Here is a 21138-nt window from a genome sequence, read left to right as displayed (position 1 = left end):
AACTCGAACGGGTCCATTCCTTATGGCGACGACAGCGACTTCAGATGATACAACGGGCTCCAGCCCGAGTGATGCTCGTCTGGAACGGCAAGTGCTTGACTATATTGGCATCAGCAACAAGCTAATCTGGCAAAGGCAAGCGATCTTTCTTGCTGCAACCTTGCTGGCAGCATTCTATTTTCAGCCGACACAGGCCTTTGCCTGCTATGCCGGGGTGGTCTTCACTGAGGTTCTGGATCTCATTCTTTCGCGACGCATCGGCGTTTGGAGAACCCGCGGTACCTTCAGAAAAAGTAGAGCCCTCTTTTGGATCATGGTTAACACCGCTTTAAGCGCCGGTGCGATTTCCCTGTTTGTGATCATAATCGCTATCCAACAGTCTTCTGGTGGCCATTTCACCCCCTTGTTCTTCCTTTTCGCGGCGGCGTTGTTCGCGGCGATGAATAACCACCAATTGGTTCCCGCACTTGCCCTCAGGCTCTCAATCTATGGTGTAACTTTCCTGTTCATCGCAGCGCTGGATGTATGGAGGACAAACCCACCGATTACATCTGCGGCGTGGCTGGAGTTCTTCACTGTTGTCTTTGTTCTGTACTTTATCATCGACTGTTCGGTGGTCTTCTTGCGGCTTTACAGAAAAGGCCTTCGCCAGTTCGAAGCGTTAAAGAATGAACATAACCGTACGTTGGCAGCATATGAGTTGAAGTCTCAGTTTCTGTCCACTGTTAGCCATGAGCTCCGAACCCCGCTGACGTCCATCAAAGGGTCGCTCGACCTGATCAACAGCAATTCGTTGGGCGAAGTTCCCCCAAACTTGGCGCCAGTTCTGGGCATTGCGGGAAAGAACAGCAATCGACTGGCAGCTCTGATTGATGACTTGTTGGATCTGCAAAAAATTGAAACCGGAGACCTGGCGTTCAATTTCGAGAATCTGGACCTGCGCGACGTCGTTCAGGAGACTGTTGAGGCCAGCGAAGGGTATGCCGATGGCTTGGGGATGGCGTTGGAAGTGGACCTTCCGGAAGGTGCGGCACCCGTCTACGGGGATGCCTCTCGACTGAGGCAGGTTATCGAGAACCTCCTGTCAAATGCGTTGAAATTCTCGTTTGAAGGCGGAACCGTGCGTGTTCGTGTTGAGGTAGGTAGCGAGCAAGTATCGGTCAGCGTTGAAGACAAAGGTATCGGCATTCCGGAAGGCGTGGAAGACAAGGTATTCGGACGCTTCAGCCAAGTTGACGCCTCGGACCAGCGCCTCGTTGGTGGGACTGGTTTGGGAATGAGCATTACCAAGGGGATTGTCGAACGGCATGGCGGCACAATCGGATATTCAAGTGTTTTGAATGGTGGGACGGTCTTCCGGGTCACCCTAGAACGCAACGACAAAAACAGCGGCTAAGAATGGGCCAACAACAGTTTTGAAAATGGTTTCAGCAATTTTCGCTGGTAAGGTACGAAAGGTAACGGTGTGTTAGATCTAGGTAATTCAAAATCGCTAGATTCCCTGGAGGCGGTGTTTAGGCATCTGCAGGACGAAGTGTACATCTACTCACATGACGGGCGCTCGACTTTCATTTTTGCAAATCAGGCCGCCTGCAAGCGATGTGGTTGGGAAACCGACGAACCGCCAGATGTTTGTCTCTCAGAGGTTTCTGACAAAATCACGCCTCGTCATTTGGCGCGTCACCTGCGACCGCTTCGAGAGGGCGAGACCGATGTCGTCCGGGCCGAATTCCAAATTGATAACAAGCCAGTAGAGGTAACGACACATATCGCTGCAACACACGACGGTAAAAGTGTGTTCGTTTCGGTCATGCGTGACAAGACCCAAGGAAGGGCGAACCCGGATGACGAATGGGGCGCAATTTCCGAGCTCAGTCACGAGATGCGCACCCCGCTGACATCGATTAAAGGGGCAATTCGGCTTCTGGAATCGAATGCGGTTGGAGAACTATCAAAAGGTGCAAGGGACGTTTTGGAGATCGCTTCCCGAAATAGTGACCGGCTGTTGGCAATGGTGGACCGTGTTCTCGATTTCAGCCGCGTTTCCTCCGGCAAGATCGATAAGGATGCCGGACCCATTGATTTGGTAAAATTGCTGTCGTCTGCAGCATCCACCATTGAAGGCTATGGTTTTCAGTATGGGGTGACTGTTCAGGTTGAGGATGTTCCGCAAACCGCATTGGTGACCGGCAACACTGAGCAGCTCACAAGTGTGCTGACCAACTTGCTGTCAAACGCGATCAAGCACACGCCCAAGGGATCGAAGGTAACGGCAAGCATATCTGAACGTGACGCCTATTGGCGGGTGAGCGTGTTTGACACGGGGCCGGGCATTCCGGAAAGCTCTAGATCAAAAATCTTTGAAAGCTACGTTCGGGCAGGGGTTCAACCAGGTGTCAAGTCACGCGGGACCGGGCTCGGGCTCGCCATCACTAAAAAAATCGTTTTGTTGCACAACGGACGGATAGACTATACTCCTAGAGATGGTGGGGGTACCGAGTTTTTTTTCGACATTCCGAGACTCGTAACTTAACAAGTGGGCCTGTTTCCGAAAACTGGGCCAACCCTTCGGACATCGAATATGTGCTGCTGACTTCCTGTGAAACTGGGGTGTGCACAATGGAACAACTACAACGGATAATGCACGTCGATGATGACGAAGACATTCGTCAGATTGTGAAATTGACGCTTGAATTGATCGGGAAATACTCCGTTGCACAGTTTTCGTCTGGTCAAGAGGCGGTGGACAATGCTGTGAATTTCGCTCCGCAACTCATTATACTGGATGTTATGATGCCAGAAATGAACGGTGAGGAAACCATGCACCTGCTGCATAAGCTTCCCGGTCTTGAGAATGTGCCAATCGTGTTCATGACTGCGAAGGCCGAGGATGGCTATTCGCAAAAGCTGATCGAGCAAGGTGCGCTGCATGTGATCATCAAGCCATTTGACCCGCCCGAGATTTGCAATCAGATTCAGGCGACATGGGAGGCTTACCAGGCCTCGTGATGGACAACCTGCAAGGGCCATCCTGGAATTTGCGTTTAGGCAAAAACCCCGTGCTTCGCGTGCAACATCTTAGTCATTCTGAACGGGTCGAACTCGGGTTTCCTCGCTTGGACACACCGTCGTTTTGCATTGGCGGGATTGTCTACGGGTGATATCTTCGTGACAGAGATTTTGCGAAATGCCCCGGATCGCCGTGGCGCTGATCGGGCGAATGGGATGAATGATGCGTGGTGAGATGAAGCCTTGATTTTCCCGACCCGGTTGCAAACCCAACAAACCCAACTGACGCAAGCAGCGCAGGCGCGCAGGCAGGAGGCCTGATGAACGACACTCTTCTGACGCTTTTGAAACGGGTGGATACGCCCACCGTCTGCAATGCCATTGAGGTGGCCCAGGGCAAACGCGGTTTTGACGCCTTCACCCGTGGCACCATGCTGTGCAGCGCGCCTGATGAACCGGCGTTGGTGGGCTATGCGCGCACCGCCAAAATTGCTGCGGCTTTCGCACCAAGCGAGAAGCCCAAGGTGATCAGGGCGCGGCGCATGGCGTACTATCGGCATATGGCCGAAGGCCCTCGCCCGGCTGTCGCGGTGATCGAAGATCTGGATTTCCCCGACGCGGTCGGCGCATATTGGGGCGAAATCAACACAAGCGTGCACAAAGGGTTTGGTATGTCCGGGGCGCTTACCAATGGCGTCATGCGTGACCTGGGTGACCTGCCCGAGGGCTTTCCGGTGGTGGCGGGTTCGATTGGCCCCAGCCACGGGTTTGTGCACGTGCGGGAAATCGGCACTCCGGTCTCTGTTTTTGGCCTGGAGGTCTCCGACGGTGATCTTGTGCACGCAGACCGCCACGGCGCACTTGTAATCCCGCCCGAAGTCCTGCCTGACCTTGAGGACGCAATCCTGAAGCTTCTGGAGACTGAAAAGCTGATTCTGGAGCCCGCTCGCGCCGAGGGGTTCGACATCGAGCAATTCGAAAAGGCCTGGGCCGCTTTTGAGAAAAGCCGCACCTGAGCGTTCCCCCGCCGGCCGCCTTCTTTTGCCAGTGACCCGCGCGGGGCGGCGCAGTATACAGTCGGCGCTTGCGCAGGTGATTGCAGCAGAGGGTAACCCGTATGGATGGCACATTGGCCGTAATGGCGGCGATGTTCGGCATTGCCGACATGGTGAACAACCATTGCGACGTCGGCTGCCTGGCGGTCCGCGATGCCCCGGCGCGCGTGGCCTCGGCCTCGGGCCCGGTTTTCTTTCAGGGCAACGACATCGGAACCGAGCAGTATACGCGCCACGAACTTGCACGAAGCTATGGGCCGTTTCAGCCCGTGGCAGGTCTGTCCGCGACCTCTCAGGGTGACCTGTGGGCTGGTCTGGGAGTCGCCAACGATTATTTCTTTTTCAACACTGGGTTCTATGTGCAACTCAACTTCATGCCCGGTGTTTATCTGCGGGACCAAGGCCCGGTTTTGGGGCACCGGCTGGAGTTCCGTTCGGGCATCGAAGTGGGGTATGAGACCGCCAGCGGCATGCGCTACGCGCTGACCTTCGATCATCGCTCGAACGGCGATATCACCCAGGTCAATCCGGGGTTGGAGACCGTTCAGTTCAAGATATCCTACCCAGACGACTGACACGGCACACGCCTTTCCGCGCTTGACCCGACTCAGACCCGGGGCTAGATGGGAAAGGCTTCGGTCCGGGCGCTCAGGCGTCTGGTGAAATGGGAACGCGGTGCGTCGATCTTCGACTATCCCGCGACTGCCCCCGCAACTGTAAGCGGCGAGCTGTGTTGGATTATGCCACTGTCCCCAGATGGGATGGGAAGGCCCGACAGAGCGCAGAGCTGCGAGTCAGGAGACCTGCCGAGGTGTTCACCCTGTTCTGTCGCGGGGCGCGATGGCAACAACGGACCTTCCGTCGTGGTGGCATTCTCGCCGTCTGCGAAGGATCCGATCCTTCCAAAGACCATCAACAAAATCGCCCGGCAAAACCGGGTTTGGAAGGACAGAAGATGTCTCACTTGAAACGCTCCACCGCGGCCCTTACGCTGGCCGTGCTGGTTCCCTCCTTGGTCATGGCGCAGGACGCCTTTGATCTTGGCACGATCACCGTGATCTCCAACGCCGAAGAAACCCGGCTGGAAAACAGCGGCACCACGGTCGAGGTGGTCACCGGCGACGCGCTGAAGGGCCAGACCAGCGCCCAGATCGCGCGCTATTTCACCACCCTGCCGGGGGTGTCGGTCACCAACAACGGCGGCACCGGGCAGCTGGCAACGCTGAAAGTGCGCGGCCTTGGCGCGTCCTACCTGCCGGTTTTTGTGAACGGCATCAACATGACGGACCCGGCCAGCACCGGAAACGGGTTTTCCTGGGGCGGTCTGACCGGCGCGGGTCTGGGCCGGATCGAGCTTCTCAAGGGCGGCCAATCGGCCCGTTTCGGCCAGGGTGCGGTCGGCGGCGTTGTCGCGATTGAAACCTGGCGGCCCGAGGTCGACGGGTTCTCGGGCGAGGTCACGACCGAGTTCGGCAGCTACAACACGCTTGTGGGCAACGTGAACCTGGGCTTTCGCAACGACCGCAGCGAGCTGGCGTTTACCGCCTCGAAGATCAAGACCGACGGCTTTTCGGCACGGGTGGGCAATGACGAGGCGGACGGCTATGACGCCACCCAGTTGAACCTGACGGCCTCGCATCAGTTGACCGACAACATCTTGGTCGGGTTCGCCGCCATGTCGACCGACAGCCTTGTCGACTATGACAGCGCTTTGGCCGACCCGACCGGCAACACCGAAACGGCAAGCCGCGCGGGCCGCGTGTTTGCCGAGTTCGCGACCGGGGCCGTGGATCACAAGATCTCGGCCGCGCGCATGACGACGACGCGCGACGACACCGGGTACTACGCCTATTTCTTCGGCGCGCGGAACGCGCTGGCCTATGAAGGCAATATGCAGATTGGCATGGCCGATGTGACCTTCGGCGCCGACTACACGGCAGAAAATGCCGAAACCCGCAACAGCTTTGGTGGAGTCGAGACCCTGGCGGCGGACACCACGGCGCTGTTCGCCGAAGCCGCGCTGTCGCCTTCCGATGCGCTGGACGTGGTGGTGAGCCTGCGACACGACATGCCGTCGAACTTCGACCCGATGACTTCGGGCCGGATTGCCGCCGCCTGGCGGCCCAGCGACGACTGGATCATCCGCGCCCAGGCGGGCACCGGATTTCGCGCGCCATCGCTGTATGAGCTGAACACCTATGACGGCAACCCGGCGTTCCAGCCCGAAGAGAGCTTGAACCTGGAACTGGGCGTCGAGCGGCGCCTGGGCGGCGATGATTTCGTGAAGGCGACGTTGTTTTACAACGAGATCGCGAACCAGATCTTCTATGATGCCGCTTCGACCCGCTGCATCAGCACCTATGGCTGTTTCGAGACGCGCAGCTTCACCTCGAAAGGCGTTGAACTGTCCGGGCAATACGCGACAAGCGATCGGGTGAAGCTGAACGGCGCCTATACGTTCAACCTGGCCAGCGACGCCACAGGGGCGCAGCTGGCGCGTCTACCCAAGCACATGATCACGCTGGGGATTGAGGCCGAGATCACGGATGTGCTGTCGGCCGCTCTTACCCTGCAACACGCCGCCGATGTGATCCCCAGCGTCTATGCGCTGCCGGGTCACAAGGTAGGCGATTATACCCTTGTCGGGCTGACTGCTGAATACGCGATCAACGACGATTGGGCGGTGAACCTGCGGGTCGAGAACCTGCTGGGCGAAGACTATGAAACCGCTGGCGGATACAACACGCCGGGCCGGTCCGCGTTCGTGGGGCTGAGTGCGCGTTTCTAGCGTCATAAGATGCCTGGCTGCCCTGGTCTTCGGGGCGGCCAACGCGGGTGCCGGGTTTGCCGACACCCCCAAACGGGTCGTTTCGATGAACCTGTGCACCGATCAGCTGGCCATGCTTCTGGCATCCCCAGGCCAGCTGATTTCCATCTCGAACATCGCCAGTGACCCTTTAGTGTCCGCGATGGTCGATGAGGCGGCGACCTATCCGATGAATTTCGGACGCGCCGAAGAGATTTACCTTCTGGCCCCCGACCTTGTGCTGGCAGGGCAGTATTCCCGCGGCAATGCGGTCGAGATGCTGGAGCGTCTGGGCGTGCCCGTGCTGCGCCTGCCGTTCGCGCAGTCGATGCAGGACGTGGCGGCCAACATGCGCACCATTGGTGCCGCGCTGGGGCGCGATAGGGTGGGTGAAGAGATGGCGGCGACGTTCGAGACGCGCCTGACCACCCTGCGCGAGGACGTGGCGACGCCTTTAACGGCAGCGCTCTATTCCGCCAACGGCTATACGACGGGGGAACATTCCCTGTCCGGTCAGATCCTGCTGGCCGCCGGGTTTGAAAATATCGCGACGCGGGCGGGCATTCCGTATGGGGGCGTATTGCCGATGGAGCTTCTGATCATGGCTGAACCTGATCTGGTCATCACTTCGCAGCCCTATCCCGGCGCCTCGCGCTCCGAGGATATTTTGAAACATCCCGCCATCGCAACCCTGCGCAGCCATCAGCGCCGCGCGACCATGTCCGATCAGCAATGGGTCTGCGGCACGCCACATGTTCTGGCCGCAGTCGAAAGCCTGGTGGCCGACCGCCGCGCTTTGCAGGAGGCAAGCGAATGAGCCGATTGTTCGTGATCCTAACCCTTGGCATGGTCGCGCTGTTCGTCATCAGCCTGGTGGTCGGACCGGCCCAGATCGGCCCGGTTGACAGCCTTGTGGCGCTGGTCGCTGGGGATGGCAGCCCGCTGACACTGATCATGCGCGAAATCCGTCTGCCGCGCGCGATCCTGGCGGTGCTGATCGGTGGCGGGCTGGGCCTGTCGGGCGCAGCGCTTCAAGGATACTTGCGTAACCCGCTTGCTGAACCCGGCCTGATCGGTGTCTCTTCGACGGCCGCGCTGGGCGCGGTGGTGGCGATCCACGCGGGTCTGGCTGCCAGCCTGTCGCTGGGCCTGCCGCTTGCCGCCCTGGCAGGCGCGCTGATCGGCGTGTTCCTGGTGCTGGGCTTTGCGGGCTCGCAGGGTGGATCATTGACGCTGATCCTGGCCGGGATCGCGATGTCCGCCCTTGCGGGCGCGCTGACGTCGCTGGTGCTGAACCTGTCGCCGAACCCGTTTGCAGCCAGTGAGATCGTGTTCTGGATGATGGGATCGCTGGCGGATCGTTCGATCGTGCATGTCTGGCTGTTGCTGCCTTTCGCGTTTGTCGGCGCGGCCTTGTTGGTCAGCCAGGCGCGCGGTCTGGACGCACTGACGCTTGGCGAAGACGCGGCGCAGACGATGGGGATCAACCTGTCCCGCCTGCGGCTGGTTCTGGTCGTGGGCGTGGCCTGCATCGTCGGTGGATCGACCGCCGTGGCGGGCGCAATCGGCTTTGTCGGCCTTGTCGTGCCGCACATCCTGCGCCCATTTGTGGGCGCGCAACCCTCGCGGCTGCTCTGGGCCTCGGGATTGGGCGGCGCGATCATGCTGCAGGCGGCGGATATCGCGGTGCGGGTGATCCTGCCTGAGCGTGATCTGAAACTGGGCGTTGTTACCGCGCTGGTCGGTGCGCCGCTGTTTTTGCACTTGATCTACAAGACACGGCGGGGGTTGGCATGAGCGTTCTGTCCCTGAAAGACTTCTCGGTCACCCTGCGCGACCGTTCGATCTTCGAAGGCGTGACGCTGGACATCCAGCCCGGTGAGTTCGTCGGGTTGATCGGCCCGAATGGTGCGGGCAAGACCACCCTGATGCGCGCCGCTTTGGGGCTGATCGCCAGCGAGGGCGACAGCTCTCTGGCCGGGCTGTCCGCGCAGGCGCGCGCCCGTGCGGTGGCCTGGATGCCGCAAGCGCGCGAAATCGCCTGGCCGATCCCGGTGGAGAACCTGGTGGCGCTGGGCACGCAGGCTAGGGGTGGGGCGGCTGACACCGATGCGACCGATGTTGCCATGGCCCGGATGGGGCTTGAGCCGTTTCGCGGCCGCGCGGCCTCGCGCCTGTCGGGCGGCGAACAGGCCCGCGCATTGATCGCCCGCGCTTTGGCGCAGGACACGCCGCTTTTGATGGCGGATGAGCCAATTGCCGGACTGGACCCGGCGCATCAGATCTCGACCATGAGCGTCTTTGCCGAACTTGCACAGGAGGGCCGCGCGGCCCTGGTGTCATTGCACGATCTGGGCCTGGCCGCGCGTCATTGCACCCGCCTGATCCTGCTGGCCGAGGGCGGCGTCATGGCCGATGGCATGCCCGAGGCCGTGCTGACTCCGGACAATATGGCGCGCGCGTTCGGCGTGTCGGTCTGGCACGGGCAGACCGACGATGGCCCGGTATTCCAACCGCTGGAGGTGCTGTGATGCTGACGCTGACCGCCCCCTGGTTGGAGATGGACCTGGGCGCCGAGATGCAGGTGCTCAGCTGGGCGCTGAACCGCCCCGGTTTTGTCACCGCCCGGCACCTTTTGTGGCGCGAGGTGCGCAATGCGGACCTGACCCCCGATCTGGATGTTGCTGTGTGGTTGCGTGACGCGCTGGCCGCATGCGATAGGCAAAACGCAGTGGCGATGCTGACGTCGCGCGATGTGTCGGCGCATCATGAGGGCCAAGCCCGCGTGGGTGATGTGCGCGTCGATGTGACCGCGACCGTGGGACTGTCGAATGCCGAGCGCGTGGGCCACCGGGTGGATTACTCCCGCCGCGACTGGGGCACGATCAACATCGGCATTCGCGTGTCCGAGGGGCTGACCCAGGCCGCGCTGCTTGAGGCGATGTCGATCGCCACGCAGGCCCGCACGGCGGCGGTGATGGAGGCGGGGTTTTCCCTTCCCACAGGGATTGCCACCGGGACCGGCACCGATTGCATCGCCGTGGCCGCACCCGAGGGCGACCAGCCCTTTGCCGGGCTGCACACCGAGGTGGGCGAGGCGCTGGGCCGCGCAGTCTATGACGTCATCCTCGACGGCACCAAACACTGGATCGCGCATAGTTTTCGCGGCAATCACGATCTGGAAGGATCCCCGACATGACGCTCTCATCCTTGATCGAGTTCCTCACCCGTGGCGGTCCGGCCTTGTGGGCGATTGCCGTCCTGTCGGTGCTGACGCTGGCCTTGATCCTGTGGCGGTTGATGCAGTTCTGGGCGCTGGGCGTGTGGCGTGGGCAGGCGACCGATGCGGTGGTGGCACTGTGGTGTGCGGGCGACGCCGAGGCCGCGCAGGCCGCGCTTCCGGCCCGTCCTGGTATTCGGGCCCGCCTGGCGGCGGCGGCGATCGGCGCCGTTCTGAACCCGCGCTTTGACCGGGCAACAGCCGAGCAGGAGACCACCCGCATCGCCAAGGGCGAGTTGGCCGATATGCGACAGGGCCTGCGCGCGCTGGAGCTGATCGCCACGATCGCGCCCCTGATCGGCCTGTTGGGCACCGTGCTGGGCATGATCGAGGCGTTCCAGTCACTGCAGGACAGCGGTGCAGGGGCGGACCCGGCGGTTCTGGCCGGTGGCATCTGGCAGGCGCTTTTGACCACGGCGGCCGGCATGGCGGTCGCGATCCCCGCCGCGATGGCACTGTCATGGTTCGAAAGCGTGGTGGAGCGGGTGCAGATCGACATGGAAGACATCGCTGGCCGCCTGTTCGCCTATGCGCCAAATGGCCCTGCTGCCTGATGTTCCGCTTCGCCGATCCCCGGCCCAGACGACGGCCCAGCCTGACCCCGATGATCGACATCGTGTTCCTCCTGCTGGTCTTCTTCATGCTGGCCTCGCAATTCGGGCAGGACCGGGCGTTGCGGTTGGGGCTTGGCACCGGGGGCGGTGAATACTCCGGCCCGCCGCGCCTTGTCAGCGTGGGGGCGCAAGGTATCGCCCTGAACGGCACGCCGACTGATTTGGTGGACCTTGCCGGGGCGCTTTCTGCCCTGATGCAGGAGGCCTCGGACGTTGTGGTTTTGCGCCCGGTCGGCGGGGCGGATTTGCAGGCGCTGACCGATGTGGCCAGCACGCTTCAGGCGGCAGGCTTCAGCGCCCTTGTGGTGGTGGAGTAGCGCGATGAACTTTGCCTCTGCCCCCAATCGCCGCCCGACCGAGGCCATCCTGCCGATGATCAACGTGGTGTTCCTGTTGCTCATCTTCTTCCTGATGACCGCGAAGATCGCACCACGTGCCCCTTTCGCGGTGGCCCCACCCGCGACCCTGGTCGAGGCTTTGGCCGAGGGGCATGAAGTTCTGTTCGTCTCTGCCGACGGGGCGCTGCATTTCGGGGCGGCGGACGAGGTGGCGATCTGGGCGGCCCTTGAGGGGTTCGAGGGCATCCTGACCCTGCGTGCTGATGCGGGCCTGTCTGCCGTGACCTTCGCCGGGCTGCTGGCGCGTTTGAACGATGCGGGCGTTGTGCAGGTCGAGCTTGTGGCGGTGCCACGATGAGCAAGCTTGTGCAATTCTCGGGCCTTTTGGGCGTGTCCGCGGCAGTGCATGTGGCGCTGTTTGTCGGCGTCGGACCGGATGGCGGCGCGCCTGCTGGGGCAGGGGGCGCTGGCGCTGTGACGCTGGCTGCCGCACCGCCCCAGGTAGCGCGCCTGGTCGAGGACTGGACCCGCCCGGTCGAGGTATCGCGCGCGCCTGCGGCCCTGGCCGCGCCACCCGCACCTGAGCCAGTCGTGAGGACCGAGGCGGCAAAGCCCAGCCTGCCGGGCACGCTGCCCCTGCCGGGCATGGTCCGGCCTGAGGCACCACCAAAGGTGGACGCAACCCCTCCGCACCTGCCCACGCCTGAGGCTCCGAAGGTGCGCCCGAAACCCCGGCCCAAGCCGCCTGCGCCCGAACCCATACCGCAACCGCAAACCCGGCAGGTGGAGCGTCAGGCCCCGGCCGCCACACCTGCACCCGCCCAGCCCGCGCAACGCGCAGCGGGCAGCGGGCAGGCGGGATCGGCTGGCGGGGCCAAGGCTGCCACAGCAAATGCGCCCTCGGCCGCGCGCGTGGCCCAGTTGATGGGCAAATGGGGCGGATCAATTCGCCAACGGGTTGAACGGCGCAAGCGTTATCCGGAAGGCTCGCGCGCCTCAGGCCAGGTGCGGTTGCGCCTGTCGGTTTCAACTTCGGGCGCTTTGAGCGGGGTGCGCGTTACCCGATCATCGGGCGAGGCCGCGCTGGACCGCGCCGCCCTGCGCGCCGTGCAATCCGCGCGCCTGCCCAAGGCGCCAAAAGGTATCGCGTCAGGTAGCCACAGCTTCAATCTGACGATCGCCTTTTCCAAATAAAAAGGCCCGGCGCGAGGGCCGGGCCTTTCAGTCTGTTCCCGTCCTGATCAGGTGCGAAACACGCGGTAGATCGCGGGGATCACCAGCACCGTCAGAAGGGTGGAGCTGAGCAGCCCGAACAGAAGCGAAATGGCGAGACCCTGGAAGATCGGGTCGGCCAGGATCACCACCGCGCCGATCATCGCCGCGACTGCCGTCAGCAGGATCGGCTTGAACCGGATCGACCCGGCCGCGATCAGGGTTTCCACCAGCGGCTGGTCGGGCGAGCCTTCGTTGCGGATGAAATCGACAAGCAGGATCGAGTTTCGCACGATGATCCCGGCCAGCGCGATGAAGCCGATCATCGAGGTCGCGGAAAATGGCGCGGCGTAGAGCCAATGGCCGAAGATGATGCCCAGGAAGGTCAGCGGGATCGGCGTGAGGATCACCAGCGGCAGCTTGAACGATCCGAACTGCGCCACCACCAGGATGTAGATACCCAGAAGTGCCACGCCGAAGGCCGCGCCCATGTCGCGGAAGGTGATCCAGGTCACCTCCCATTCGCCGTCCCACAAGAGCGTAACGACGCTTTCATCCTCGGGCTGGCCATTGAGGGCGATGATAGGTTTGGTGCCCTCTTCCCACTCCATCTTGTCCAACTCCTCGGCCACGGCAAGCATGCCGTAAAGCGGCGCCTCATAGCTGCCGGCCATTTCGGCCATGACCATTTCGGCCGCGCGGCCGTTGTGGCGGAACACCGGGAAGCTGGCGCGCTCTTCGTGGATCTCGATCACGTCGCCCAGTTCGACGACACCGCGCGCGCCGGGCAGGGTGTTGGCCGGGATCGGCGTGGACAGGAACCGTTCGTCCATCACCCGGTCGGCGCGGTCGCGTTCGACCACGATCGGGATCGGATAGCGGCCGCCACCCCGGTGCGAGTAGCCCACGGTGGACCCGCCGTTCAGGATTGCCATCGTGTCAAACACGTCGCTTTCCTGCACGCCGTGGAACTCCAACTGATCCGAGGAGATCGTCGCGCGCAACCGGCGCGGTTGCACGCCGAAGCTGTCGTCGCTGTCGACCACAAAGGGCACCGCATCGAAGGCCGCGCGGATCTTGGTGGCCGCCGCGCGCCGGGTTTCGGCGTCGGGGCCATAGACCTCGGCCAAGAGGGTCGCGATGACCGGCGGGCCGGGGGGCGGTTCGACCGTTTTCATGGAGGTGCCGGGGGGCACGTCGATCTGTGCGATCCGGTCGCGGATTTCCAGCGCGATGTCGTGGCTGGCGCGTTCGCGGTGATGCTTGGCGGTCAGGTTGATCTGCACGTCGCCCAGTTGCGGCTCCTTGCGCAGATAATAATGCCGCACCAGTCCGTTGAAGTTGAACGGCGAGGCAGCACCCGCATGGGTCTGGACCGAGATCACCTCGGGCAGTTCCAGCACGCTGGCCGCCACCGCCTGCGCCACCGCGTCGGTGTCTTCGACCGACGCGCCCTCGGGCAGGTCGATCACCACCGACAGTTCGGATTTGTTGTCGAACGGCAGCAGCTTGACCGTCACGTCCTTGGTATAGAACGCGGCCATTGAGCCGAAGGACAGCACCACCGTCACCAACAGGAACACCAGGCTGCGCGCCTTGGTCTTCAGGATCGGACGGGCCACCGCGGCATAGGATTTACCCAGCCAGCCGCCATGGTTGCCGTCGCCCGAATGGTCATGCACCGGCGCCCGGCCTGCGATCTTCAGCATCAGCCAGGGGGTGATGATGACCGCAACGAAGAAGCTGATGATCATCGCCGCCGAGGCATTGGCGGGAATGGGCGACATGTAGGGACCCATCAGCCCCGACACGAACAGCATCGGAAGCAGCGCCGCGACCACGGTCAGGGTGGCGACGATGGTGGGATTGCCCACCTCGACCACCGCGCGGATCGCCTTGGTCAGGCGGCTGGCCTTGTCCTTCATCGACCAGTGGCGGTCGATGTTTTCGATCACGACGATGGCGTCATCCACCAGGATCCCGATCGAGAAGATCAGCGCGAACAGCGACACCCGGTTCAGGGTGTAGCCCATGATCCAGCTGGCAAACAGCGTCATCAGGATGGTGACCGGAATGACCACAGCCACCACGATGCTTTCGCGCCAGCCGATTGCGAACAGGACCAGCGCCACGATCGACACGGTGGCCAGGCCCAGGTGGAACAGAAGCTCGTTGGCTTTTTCGTCCGCCGTTTCGCCATAGTCGCGGGTGATTTCGACCGCGACGCTGTCGGGGATCAACCCGCCTTTTAGCGCGTCAACCTTGTGCAGGATCTGCTCGGCGACGAATACCGCGTTGGCGCCCGCGCGTTTGGCAATGGCCAGCGTTACCGCAGGGGTGCGGTGGATGTTGCCATCCGCATCGCGGGTCACGTTCGACACGATCTTGTCCGAGGTGTCGGGCACGTAAGACACATCCGCCACGTCGCGCACGTAAACAGCGCGCCCGTCGCGGGCGGTCAGCAGCAGGTTCGCAACTTCGCTGGGCGCGGTCAGGCTTTCGCCAGCAACCAGAGCGATCTGTTCACCGCCATCGCGGATCAGTCCGGTAGAGAACGCACGGTTTGCGCCCATCACCTTGCCCGCCAGCTGTTGCAGCGTAACGCCATATAGCGCCAGACGCTCGGGGTCGGGGGCAATGCGGATCGCCTCGGGGCTTTCGCCGACCATATAGGTCAGACCAACGTCGGCGATTTTCGACACCTCGACCTGAAGCTCACGCGCGATGCGCGTCAGGTCATTGGCGCTCAGCCCTTCGGTGCCGGGTTGCGGCGTCAGGGTCAGGGCCACGATGGCAACATCGTCGATGCCACGCCCGACGATCAAAGGCTCACCAATCCCCACAGGAATCCGGTCCATGTTGGCGCGGATCTTTTCGTGCGTGCGCAGGATGGCCGCGTCGGACGAGGTGCCGACCAGGAAGCGCGCGGTGACCATGGAGTAGTCGTCGCGGGTCGAGGAATAGACATGCTCGACCCCGTTCATGCCCTGCACGATGGTTTCCATCGGCTCGGTCACCAGCTTCACGGCATCTTCGGCCTTCAGGCCGGGGGCCTGGATGTGGATGTCCACCAGCGGCACGGAAATCTGCGGCTCTTCCTCGCGCGGAAGCGAGATGAGAGCGACAAGCCCCATGGCAAGGGCCGCCAGGATCATAAGGGGGGTCAGTGCCGATTGGATGAAGGCCTTGGTCAGCCCCCCGGCGATGCCCAGCGACGTGTCTTCTGTTGACTTGTCGGACATGTCAGTGACCCTCGCCTTGATCTGTGCCACCGGCGTGGGCCGGGGCGGTGTAATCCTGCACGATCACGTCGCCCGCGTTCAGGCCCGACACGATCTCAACAAGCGTGTCGCCGTCAATCTGGTGGGTTTGACCCAGCACCACGGCGCGTTCGCTGACCGTTCCGTCAGCGCGTTTGATGGCCACGAAATCCAGCCCCATGCGGGTGTTGACCGCTACGTCATGCACCATGATCGCGGTTGTTTCCCCCACCGGCAGACGCACCAGCACGCGGGCGTTGACGAATTCCATCGACAGGTCAGGCACTTCGACATCGGCGATGACGCGACCGTTTTCAATGCTGGGATAAATCTTGGCCAGAGTGCCGATTTCAGGCGTGTCGCCATCTGCGCCGCCAATCAGGATCTCGGCGCCCTCTTTCAGGAAACCAGCATGACGTTCCGGAACCGCCAGGCGCAGGAAAAAGCCACCGCCGCCGATAACCGCGATCGCTTCGCCTGGCATCACCACAGCACCTGCCGTCACCGGCACGTCCAGCACGACGCCCGTCAGCGGCGCCAGCACCGCGCCTTCGGCGGCCTGCTGCACGATCACGCTGCGTTGCGCGCGAGTCGCTTCGATCTGGTTGGTCAACACGTCGACCTGCGTACGCAACCCGTCCAGGCGCTGCACCGTGGTCACGCCGCGCTGCACCAGGTCTTCACCGCGCTTCAACTCGGTCTGGGCGTTTTCCAGCTGAGCAGCCAGACCGGCCAGCTGCGCGTCCATCGCGTTCAGCTGCAGGGTCAGCTTCTGGTCCGTGACGCTGCCGATCTGCTGGCCTTGCTCGATCCGGTCCCCTTCGGCCACATCGACGGACACCAGCGTGCCACCCAGGCGCGACCGGGCCGGAACCATGTCGCGTGTCTCGATTTTGCCGAACACGGCTTTCCATTCGGTCACGGTGACAGTGTGAATCTCGTGCTCACTCTCGGCAATAGCGCCAAGCGGCAAGAGCGCGGCGAACAGCGCAGTCAAAAGGGGTCGTTTCATTGCAGGTCTCCAGAATCCGGTCGCGGTTGCCAGTTATATGCAAAAAATTGCATGTGTTGCAACCCCGCATGAAATAGGGGCGCTGCCCTTGCCTTACGCTGCCGGCGGGACTTGCGCAAATGCCCTAGTGTCGCGGATAGCTTGATGGTGCCAGCCAAACCGATAAAGTGCGGGCATGATTGACCCGGATGACCAAAGCTTTCTAACCCGCCTGTTTCACACCGCCGTTCAAGCCGCCGACCCCAAGGCGGCGATGGCGTCGGTTCTGCCCGCCCGGCCCAAGGGGCGCACGATCGTGGTCGGGGCCGGCAAGGGCGCGGCGCAGATGGGTGCGGCGTTCGAGGACCTTTGGGGCGACCCTGTCGAAGGCGTGGTGGTCACGCGCTATGGCTATGGCGCCGCAACCCGGTACATCCGGGTGCTTGAGGCCGCCCACCCGGTGCCCGACCGCGCGGGTCTGGTCGCCACCCAAGCTTTGTTCGAAGCGGTCGAAGGGCTTGGCCCCGACGACCTGGTGGTCGCGCTGATTTGCGGTGGTGGCTCGGCGCTTTTGCCCAGCCCGCCAGACGGGTTTTCGCTGGAGGATGAACAGGCGTTGAACCGTGCACTTCTGGCTTCGGGCGCGCCGATTTCCGCGATGAACGCAATCCGCAAGCATTTCTCAGGGGTAAAAGGCGGGCGCCTGGCCGCCGCTGCCCATCCCGCGCGCATGGTCAGCCTGATCGTGTCCGATGTGCCGGGGGATGACCCGGCGCAGGTGGCTTCTGGCCCGACCGTGCCGGATGCGACCGGGCAGGCCGAGGCGCTGGCGGCGATCAAGGCCCACGCCATCGACCTGCCGCCTGCCATCGCTGCCCATATCGAACGCCACGCCGCGCCGGATCCAATGGATGCGGCTTTTGACGGGAACACGGTCCACGTCATTGCCTCGGCCGCCAAGTCGCTTGAGGCCGCCGCAAGCCTCGCGCAGGCCGAAGGCGTGCCGGCAGTGATCCTGTCTGATGCAATCGAAGGCGAGGCGCGCGAGGTGGCGAAAATGCACGGCGCTATGACACGTGAGGTCGCGTTGCGCGACCGGCCCTTCCCCCGCCCCGTGGTGATCCTGTCTGGCGGCGAAACCACCGTGACCCTGCGCGGCCAGGGGCGCGGCGGGCGTAATACCGAGTTTTTGCTGTCGCTTGCCCTGACCTGCGAGGGTCAGGCTGGGTTCACGGCGCTGGCCGCAGACACCGACGGCATCGACGGCTCCGAAGACAACGCAGGCGCATTTGTCGACGGCACAAGCGCCCCCCGCCTTCGCGCGCTGGGGCATGATCCGGCGGCTTTGCTGGCGGGAAATGACGCCTTTTCAGCCTTCGAGGCGCTGGGCGATCTGTTCAGTCCCGGCCCGACCGGAACCAACGTGAACGATTTCCGCGCCATCCTGATCCGCTGATCCCGCGTGGGTCAGCTTTGAAACGATTTCTCGATCCGGTCCAGCGTTTCCATCGCGCCCAGCACATCGGCCACGGCGCCGTTGGGCTGGCGGCCGTCCTGAATGGCAGAGATGAACTCGCGGTCGATCAGCTCGATGCCGTTGTTTGATACGGCCACATCCGACAGATCGATCTGGTTTTCATTGCCGTCAAACAGGTCGTCATAGCGTGCCAGGTAGGTGCCGTTGTCACAGATATAGCGAAAGAACGTGCCCAGAGGGCCGTCGTTGTTGAAGCTCAGAGACAGGGTGCAGATCGCTCCTGACGGAACTTTCATGCCAATCGACATGTCCATCGCGATGCCCAGATCGGGGTGCGCCGGACCTTGCAGGCCGAATGCCTCCGAGCAAGTTTCACCGGTCTGATACTGGAACAGATCGACCGTGTGACAGGCGTGATGCCACAGCAGATGGTCGGTCCAGCTGCGCGGCTCACCCTTGGCATTGGTGTTGGTGCGGCGAAAGAAATAGGTTTGCACATCTAGTTGTTGCAGCTTTAGCTCGCCTGCTTCGATCTTGTTGTGGATCCATTGGTGCGATGGGTTGAAGCGGCGCACCTGACCGGCCATCGCGACCAGCCCGGTTTCCTTTTGCTTGGCGACGATGGCCTGGCTGTCAGCCAGATTGTCGGCCATCGGAATTTCGACCAACACATGTTTGCCCGCGTCCAAACAGGCAATCGTCTGTTCGGCGTGCAGGCCGGTGGGGGTGGACAGGATCACCGCATCCACATCGTCGCGCGCGATGCACTCCTCCAGCGTCGTTCCCGCGTGGGGAATACCGCGTTCGGCGGCAAAGGCTTCGATCTTGGCCTTCGTCGGCCCCATCACCGAGGTCACCTGCACCCCGTCGATGTTTGCCAGCGCGTCCAGATGCTTCATGCCAAAGGCGCCATAGGCGCCGGCCACACAGATCCGCATGATGTTCTCCTAGTCGTGGTTTTCCAGAATGATATGCCCCACTGCCGTGTTTGAGGCAGGGACGTGATAATGGCGGTGCACCTCGGTCACCTTTTCGTCCAACGCGCCGCGCATGACCAGCCACATCACCATCTCGATGCCCTCGCTGCCGGTTTCGCGCAGAAACTCCAGGTGGCTGATCTGGCGCGCGGCATCAGGGTCGCCCGCCATCATGTCCAGGAACGTTGTGTCCCATTCGGCGTTGATCAGGCCCGCGCGTTCGGCCTGCAACTGGTGGCTCATGCCGCCGGTGCCCCAGATCTGCACGTTCAGATCCTCAGGAAAGCTGTCAATCGCGCGCCGGATCGCGCGGCCCAACTGGAAACAGCGGTTCGCGGTCGGGGCCGGATATTGCACCACGTTCACCGCCAGTGGCACCACTAGGCAGGGCCATTCCCCGTCCTGCGGGATTTCCCCAAACATCGCCGACAGTGGCACGGTCAGCCCGTGGTCGACCTCCATCTCGTTCATGATGGTCAGGTCAAATTCGTCCAGGATGACCGATTGCGCGATGTGGCTGGCCAGCTTTTGATGGTTGCGCACGATCGGCACCGGGCGCGCGCCCCAGCCTTCGTCGGCAGGGGCGAAGGTCTCGGCACATCCCAGCGCGAAGGTCGGAATGCAGGAGGCATCAAACGCGGTGCAATGGTCGTTGTAGACCAGGAACACCACGTCGGGCTTGTTGTCCTTCATCCATTGGCGCGAAAAATCGAACCCCTTGAAGACGGGCTGCCAATAAGGCTGCTCGGTGATGCCCGTGTCCATCGCAACGCCGATGGCGGGCACGTGGCTGCACCCGATCCCTGCTGTGATCCGGGCCATCAGTTTTCCTCCCATTCGGATTTCGACCTATTGCCCGCGATCGGGCGCCCGCCGTGCAACATCATGTCGCGATATTCTTCGCGGCTGACCCCGGTCATCATCGCCGCCAGATCCTGAAAGGTGATGCCATCGAAGGCGGCCAGTTTCGAGGTGTAGTAGATGTTGCCGCCCAGTTCGAGCAACCGGTTCCAGTCCCGGTCGCGCACCGCCTGGCACTGCTCCTCGCTCATTGGAAACCGCGCCATATGCGCCTCAGGGTCGGCTTTCATCGCGTCGCGGTTTTCAGCCTTGCGCAGCGAGATGCAGAATTGGTTCAGGTGATAGCCCTGGCGTGACCGATCCGCGTCGAACACGAAGGTTCCGGGGATGTCGTCATAGTCCTTGCCGCTCATGTGTTGCCCTCCAATGCTGCCAGGATCGCGTCGGCCCGTGTGGCGAAATCGCCATCCAGCGTCAGCGCCAGATCGCCCATCTCCTGTTGCCAGGTGACCGTGGCCCGGCTCATCCCATTGTTCAACCCCAGGTCAGTCAGTGTCTTGGCCGCTTCGCGCATTTCGGCGGCGCGGCGCAACCCGTGGGTGGTTGCGCGTTCAAAACTGTACCCGGCGCGTGTGGCCCAGTCCCATCCGGGAAAGCTGGCGTCAAGCGAGGCGATGACCTCATCCTCAACCCCCGCCTTGCGCGCGGCCAGCAGGCATTCCAGCGACAGCGCCTCAAGCCCCTTGATCATGACCGAGCGCACCATCTTGATCGCGCTGGCGCGTCCGACGTCGCCGGCCAGCACACGGCCGCTCATGCCCAGTTCAGCCAGCAGGGGCAGGGAATCCGGGGCATTGGCACCCGACAGGAGCAGCGGCACCTTGTTCAAGGCCGGGTGCACCGGCGCCATGATCGCCAGGTCGACATACCGTCCCCCAGCGGCTTCAATCACCGCCGAACTGGCGCGTTTCGTGTCGGGGGCACAGGAATTGCCGTCTAGAAACAGCGTGCCGGGGTGAAGGGTTTCTGCAGCAGCGCAGGCGGCCTGATGGGCTTGGTCGGCAGTGACCAAGGACAGGATCGCGGTGCAGTCAAACTCTGGCCGCGACAGTCCTGTCACGCCGGCGGAGGCGTATTCTGCCTGCTTGGCGGCGGCCTGCGTCGGGTCTGTTGTCTTGATGTCAAAGGCGCTGAGCGCCAGTGTTGGAGCGTCGTGACGCCAGCCTGATACGAAGGCCGCAGCGGCCTCGCCAAAGCCGATCAGGCCGATGGGTGTGTGCGATTTGGTCATGCGCCCACCTTACCGGATCGAAGGGAC

21 protein-coding genes and 1 riboswitch are annotated in these 21138 nt (G+C 62.6%); of the genes, 15 read left to right on the top strand and 6 right to left on the bottom strand.

From position 1 onward, the window contains the following. Positions 1-91 precede the first annotated feature (91 nt). The 14 genes from MN188_RS07565 (at position 92) to MN188_RS07500 (ending at position 12296) form a co-directional block, all read left to right on the top strand. Positions 92-1396: a sensor histidine kinase gene (locus MN188_RS07565; RefSeq protein ID WP_242107192.1), complete on the top strand. Its 1305-nt coding sequence runs from the start codon at positions 92-94 to the stop codon at positions 1394-1396. Between the two features lie 69 nt (positions 1397-1465). Beyond that, positions 1466-2533 carry a PAS domain-containing sensor histidine kinase gene (locus tag MN188_RS07560; RefSeq protein WP_242107190.1) on the top strand — a complete coding sequence of 356 codons (1068 nt, stop codon included), beginning with the start codon at positions 1466-1468 and terminating at the stop codon, positions 2531-2533. A gap of 86 nt (positions 2534-2619) precedes the next feature. Next, on the top strand, positions 2620-3009 hold the full coding sequence (locus MN188_RS07555) for a response regulator (protein ID WP_242107188.1): 390 nt from the start codon (positions 2620-2622) through the stop codon (positions 3007-3009). 320 nt (positions 3010-3329) lie between these two features. Then, positions 3330-4025: an RraA family protein gene (locus tag MN188_RS07550; protein ID WP_242107186.1), complete on the top strand. Its 696-nt coding sequence runs from the start codon at positions 3330-3332 to the stop codon at positions 4023-4025. Positions 4026-4126: 101 nt separating this feature from the next. After that, positions 4127-4639 carry an acyloxyacyl hydrolase gene (locus MN188_RS07545; RefSeq protein ID WP_242107184.1) on the top strand — a complete coding sequence of 171 codons (513 nt, stop codon included), beginning with the start codon at positions 4127-4129 and terminating at the stop codon, positions 4637-4639. Positions 4640-4683: 44 nt separating this feature from the next. Next, positions 4684-4889, top strand: a riboswitch (cobalamin riboswitch). Positions 4890-5019: 130 nt separating this feature from the next. Next, the gene (locus MN188_RS07540) at positions 5020-6852 is read left to right on the top strand and encodes a TonB-dependent receptor plug domain-containing protein (RefSeq protein ID WP_242107181.1); all 1833 of its coding nucleotides are present in this window, start codon (positions 5020-5022) and stop codon (positions 6850-6852) included. Between the two features lie 85 nt (positions 6853-6937). Next, the gene (locus MN188_RS07535) at positions 6938-7687 is read left to right on the top strand and encodes an ABC transporter substrate-binding protein (protein ID WP_242107179.1); all 750 of its coding nucleotides are present in this window, start codon (positions 6938-6940) and stop codon (positions 7685-7687) included. After that, the gene (locus tag MN188_RS07530) at positions 7684-8667 is read left to right on the top strand and encodes a FecCD family ABC transporter permease (RefSeq protein ID WP_242107177.1); all 984 of its coding nucleotides are present in this window, start codon (positions 7684-7686) and stop codon (positions 8665-8667) included. Before MN188_RS07535 ends, MN188_RS07530 begins: the two co-directional genes overlap by 4 nt. Further along, positions 8664-9401, top strand: a complete 738-nt coding sequence (locus MN188_RS07525; RefSeq protein WP_242107175.1) for an ABC transporter ATP-binding protein — start codon at positions 8664-8666, stop codon at positions 9399-9401. Before MN188_RS07530 ends, MN188_RS07525 begins: the two co-directional genes overlap by 4 nt. After that, on the top strand, positions 9401-10069 hold the full coding sequence (locus MN188_RS07520; protein ID WP_242107173.1) for an adenosylcobinamide amidohydrolase: 669 nt from the start codon (positions 9401-9403) through the stop codon (positions 10067-10069). Before MN188_RS07525 ends, MN188_RS07520 begins: the two co-directional genes overlap by 1 nt. After that, positions 10066-10704: a MotA/TolQ/ExbB proton channel family protein gene (locus tag MN188_RS07515; protein WP_242107171.1), complete on the top strand. Its 639-nt coding sequence runs from the start codon at positions 10066-10068 to the stop codon at positions 10702-10704. Before MN188_RS07520 ends, MN188_RS07515 begins: the two co-directional genes overlap by 4 nt. Continuing rightward, positions 10704-11081 (top strand): ExbD/TolR family protein, encoded by a 378-nt coding sequence (locus MN188_RS07510; RefSeq protein ID WP_242107169.1) that lies wholly within the window; start codon positions 10704-10706, stop codon positions 11079-11081. Before MN188_RS07515 ends, MN188_RS07510 begins: the two co-directional genes overlap by 1 nt. 4 nt (positions 11082-11085) lie before the next feature. Then, positions 11086-11460, top strand: coding sequence for an ExbD/TolR family protein (locus MN188_RS07505; protein WP_242107167.1), 375 nt, complete (start codon positions 11086-11088; stop codon positions 11458-11460). Beyond that, positions 11457-12296: a TonB family protein gene (locus tag MN188_RS07500; protein WP_242107165.1), complete on the top strand. Its 840-nt coding sequence runs from the start codon at positions 11457-11459 to the stop codon at positions 12294-12296. Before MN188_RS07505 ends, MN188_RS07500 begins: the two co-directional genes overlap by 4 nt. 47 nt (positions 12297-12343) lie before the next feature. On the opposite strand, the gene MN188_RS07495 is transcribed toward MN188_RS07500, so the two are convergent. Further along, on the bottom strand, positions 12344-15556 hold the full coding sequence (locus MN188_RS07495) for an efflux RND transporter permease subunit (protein WP_242107156.1): 3213 nt from the start codon (positions 15554-15556) through the stop codon (positions 12344-12346). 1 nt (position 15557) lies between these two features. Then, positions 15558-16586, bottom strand: coding sequence for an efflux RND transporter periplasmic adaptor subunit (locus MN188_RS07490; protein WP_242107154.1), 1029 nt, complete (start codon positions 16584-16586; stop codon positions 15558-15560). A gap of 175 nt (positions 16587-16761) precedes the next feature. Between MN188_RS07490 and MN188_RS07485 the strand changes: the two genes are divergently transcribed. Beyond that, positions 16762-18021: a glycerate kinase type-2 family protein gene (locus MN188_RS07485; RefSeq protein ID WP_275116088.1), complete on the top strand. Its 1260-nt coding sequence runs from the start codon at positions 16762-16764 to the stop codon at positions 18019-18021. Between the two features lie 11 nt (positions 18022-18032). On the opposite strand, the gene MN188_RS07480 is transcribed toward MN188_RS07485, so the two are convergent. Genes MN188_RS07480 through MN188_RS07465 form a run of 4 tightly spaced genes read right to left on the bottom strand, consistent with a single transcriptional unit; the run spans position 18033 to position 21111 of the window. Then, positions 18033-18980, bottom strand: a complete 948-nt coding sequence (locus MN188_RS07480) for a Gfo/Idh/MocA family oxidoreductase (RefSeq protein ID WP_242107152.1) — start codon at positions 18978-18980, stop codon at positions 18033-18035. A 9-nt stretch (positions 18981-18989) separates the two neighbouring features. Beyond that, positions 18990-19841, bottom strand: a complete 852-nt coding sequence (locus tag MN188_RS07475; RefSeq protein ID WP_242107150.1) for a class III extradiol dioxygenase subunit beta — start codon at positions 19839-19841, stop codon at positions 18990-18992. Further along, complete coding sequence (gene ligA / locus MN188_RS07470) at positions 19841-20233, bottom strand: protocatechuate 4,5-dioxygenase subunit alpha (RefSeq protein ID WP_242107148.1); 393 nt, start codon at positions 20231-20233, stop codon at positions 19841-19843. Before ligA ends, MN188_RS07475 begins: the two co-directional genes overlap by 1 nt. Then, positions 20230-21111: an NAD(P)-dependent oxidoreductase gene (locus tag MN188_RS07465; RefSeq protein ID WP_242107147.1), complete on the bottom strand. Its 882-nt coding sequence runs from the start codon at positions 21109-21111 to the stop codon at positions 20230-20232. Before MN188_RS07465 ends, ligA begins: the two co-directional genes overlap by 4 nt. Positions 21112-21138: the final 27 nt, after the last annotated feature.

It is taken from the genome of Aliiroseovarius subalbicans, from assembly GCF_022678625.1.
GTDB classification, from domain to species: Bacteria; Pseudomonadota; Alphaproteobacteria; order Rhodobacterales; family Rhodobacteraceae; genus Aliiroseovarius_A; species Aliiroseovarius_A subalbicans.
This window is presented reverse-complemented; position numbering and strand designations above follow the sequence as displayed.

Coding starts and splice junctions, on each gene's coding strand:
- MN188_RS07555 (WP_242107188.1), top strand. CDS start 2,620: ATGGAACAACTACAACGGATAATGCACGTCGATGATGACGAAGACATT.
- MN188_RS07550 (WP_242107186.1), top strand. CDS start 3,330: ATGAACGACACTCTTCTGACGCTTTTGAAACGGGTGGATACGCCCACC.
- MN188_RS07545 (WP_242107184.1), top strand. CDS start 4,127: ATGGATGGCACATTGGCCGTAATGGCGGCGATGTTCGGCATTGCCGAC.
- MN188_RS07540 (WP_242107181.1), top strand. CDS start 5,020: ATGTCTCACTTGAAACGCTCCACCGCGGCCCTTACGCTGGCCGTGCTG.
- MN188_RS07535 (WP_242107179.1), top strand. CDS start 6,938: ATGAACCTGTGCACCGATCAGCTGGCCATGCTTCTGGCATCCCCAGGC.
- MN188_RS07530 (WP_242107177.1), top strand. CDS start 7,684: ATGAGCCGATTGTTCGTGATCCTAACCCTTGGCATGGTCGCGCTGTTC.
- MN188_RS07525 (WP_242107175.1), top strand. CDS start 8,664: ATGAGCGTTCTGTCCCTGAAAGACTTCTCGGTCACCCTGCGCGACCGT.
- MN188_RS07520 (WP_242107173.1), top strand. CDS start 9,401: ATGCTGACGCTGACCGCCCCCTGGTTGGAGATGGACCTGGGCGCCGAG.
- MN188_RS07515 (WP_242107171.1), top strand. CDS start 10,066: ATGACGCTCTCATCCTTGATCGAGTTCCTCACCCGTGGCGGTCCGGCC.
- MN188_RS07510 (WP_242107169.1), top strand. CDS start 10,704: ATGTTCCGCTTCGCCGATCCCCGGCCCAGACGACGGCCCAGCCTGACC.
- MN188_RS07505 (WP_242107167.1), top strand. CDS start 11,086: ATGAACTTTGCCTCTGCCCCCAATCGCCGCCCGACCGAGGCCATCCTG.
- MN188_RS07500 (WP_242107165.1), top strand. CDS start 11,457: ATGAGCAAGCTTGTGCAATTCTCGGGCCTTTTGGGCGTGTCCGCGGCA.
- MN188_RS07495 (WP_242107156.1), bottom strand. CDS start 15,556: ATGTCCGACAAGTCAACAGAAGACACGTCGCTGGGCATCGCCGGGGGG.
- MN188_RS07490 (WP_242107154.1), bottom strand. CDS start 16,586: ATGAAACGACCCCTTTTGACTGCGCTGTTCGCCGCGCTCTTGCCGCTT.
- MN188_RS07485 (WP_275116088.1), top strand. CDS start 16,762: ATGATTGACCCGGATGACCAAAGCTTTCTAACCCGCCTGTTTCACACC.
- MN188_RS07480 (WP_242107152.1), bottom strand. CDS start 18,980: ATGCGGATCTGTGTGGCCGGCGCCTATGGCGCCTTTGGCATGAAGCAT.
- MN188_RS07475 (WP_242107150.1), bottom strand. CDS start 19,841: ATGGCCCGGATCACAGCAGGGATCGGGTGCAGCCACGTGCCCGCCATC.
- ligA (WP_242107148.1), bottom strand. CDS start 20,233: ATGAGCGGCAAGGACTATGACGACATCCCCGGAACCTTCGTGTTCGAC.
- MN188_RS07465 (WP_242107147.1), bottom strand. CDS start 21,111: ATGACCAAATCGCACACACCCATCGGCCTGATCGGCTTTGGCGAGGCC.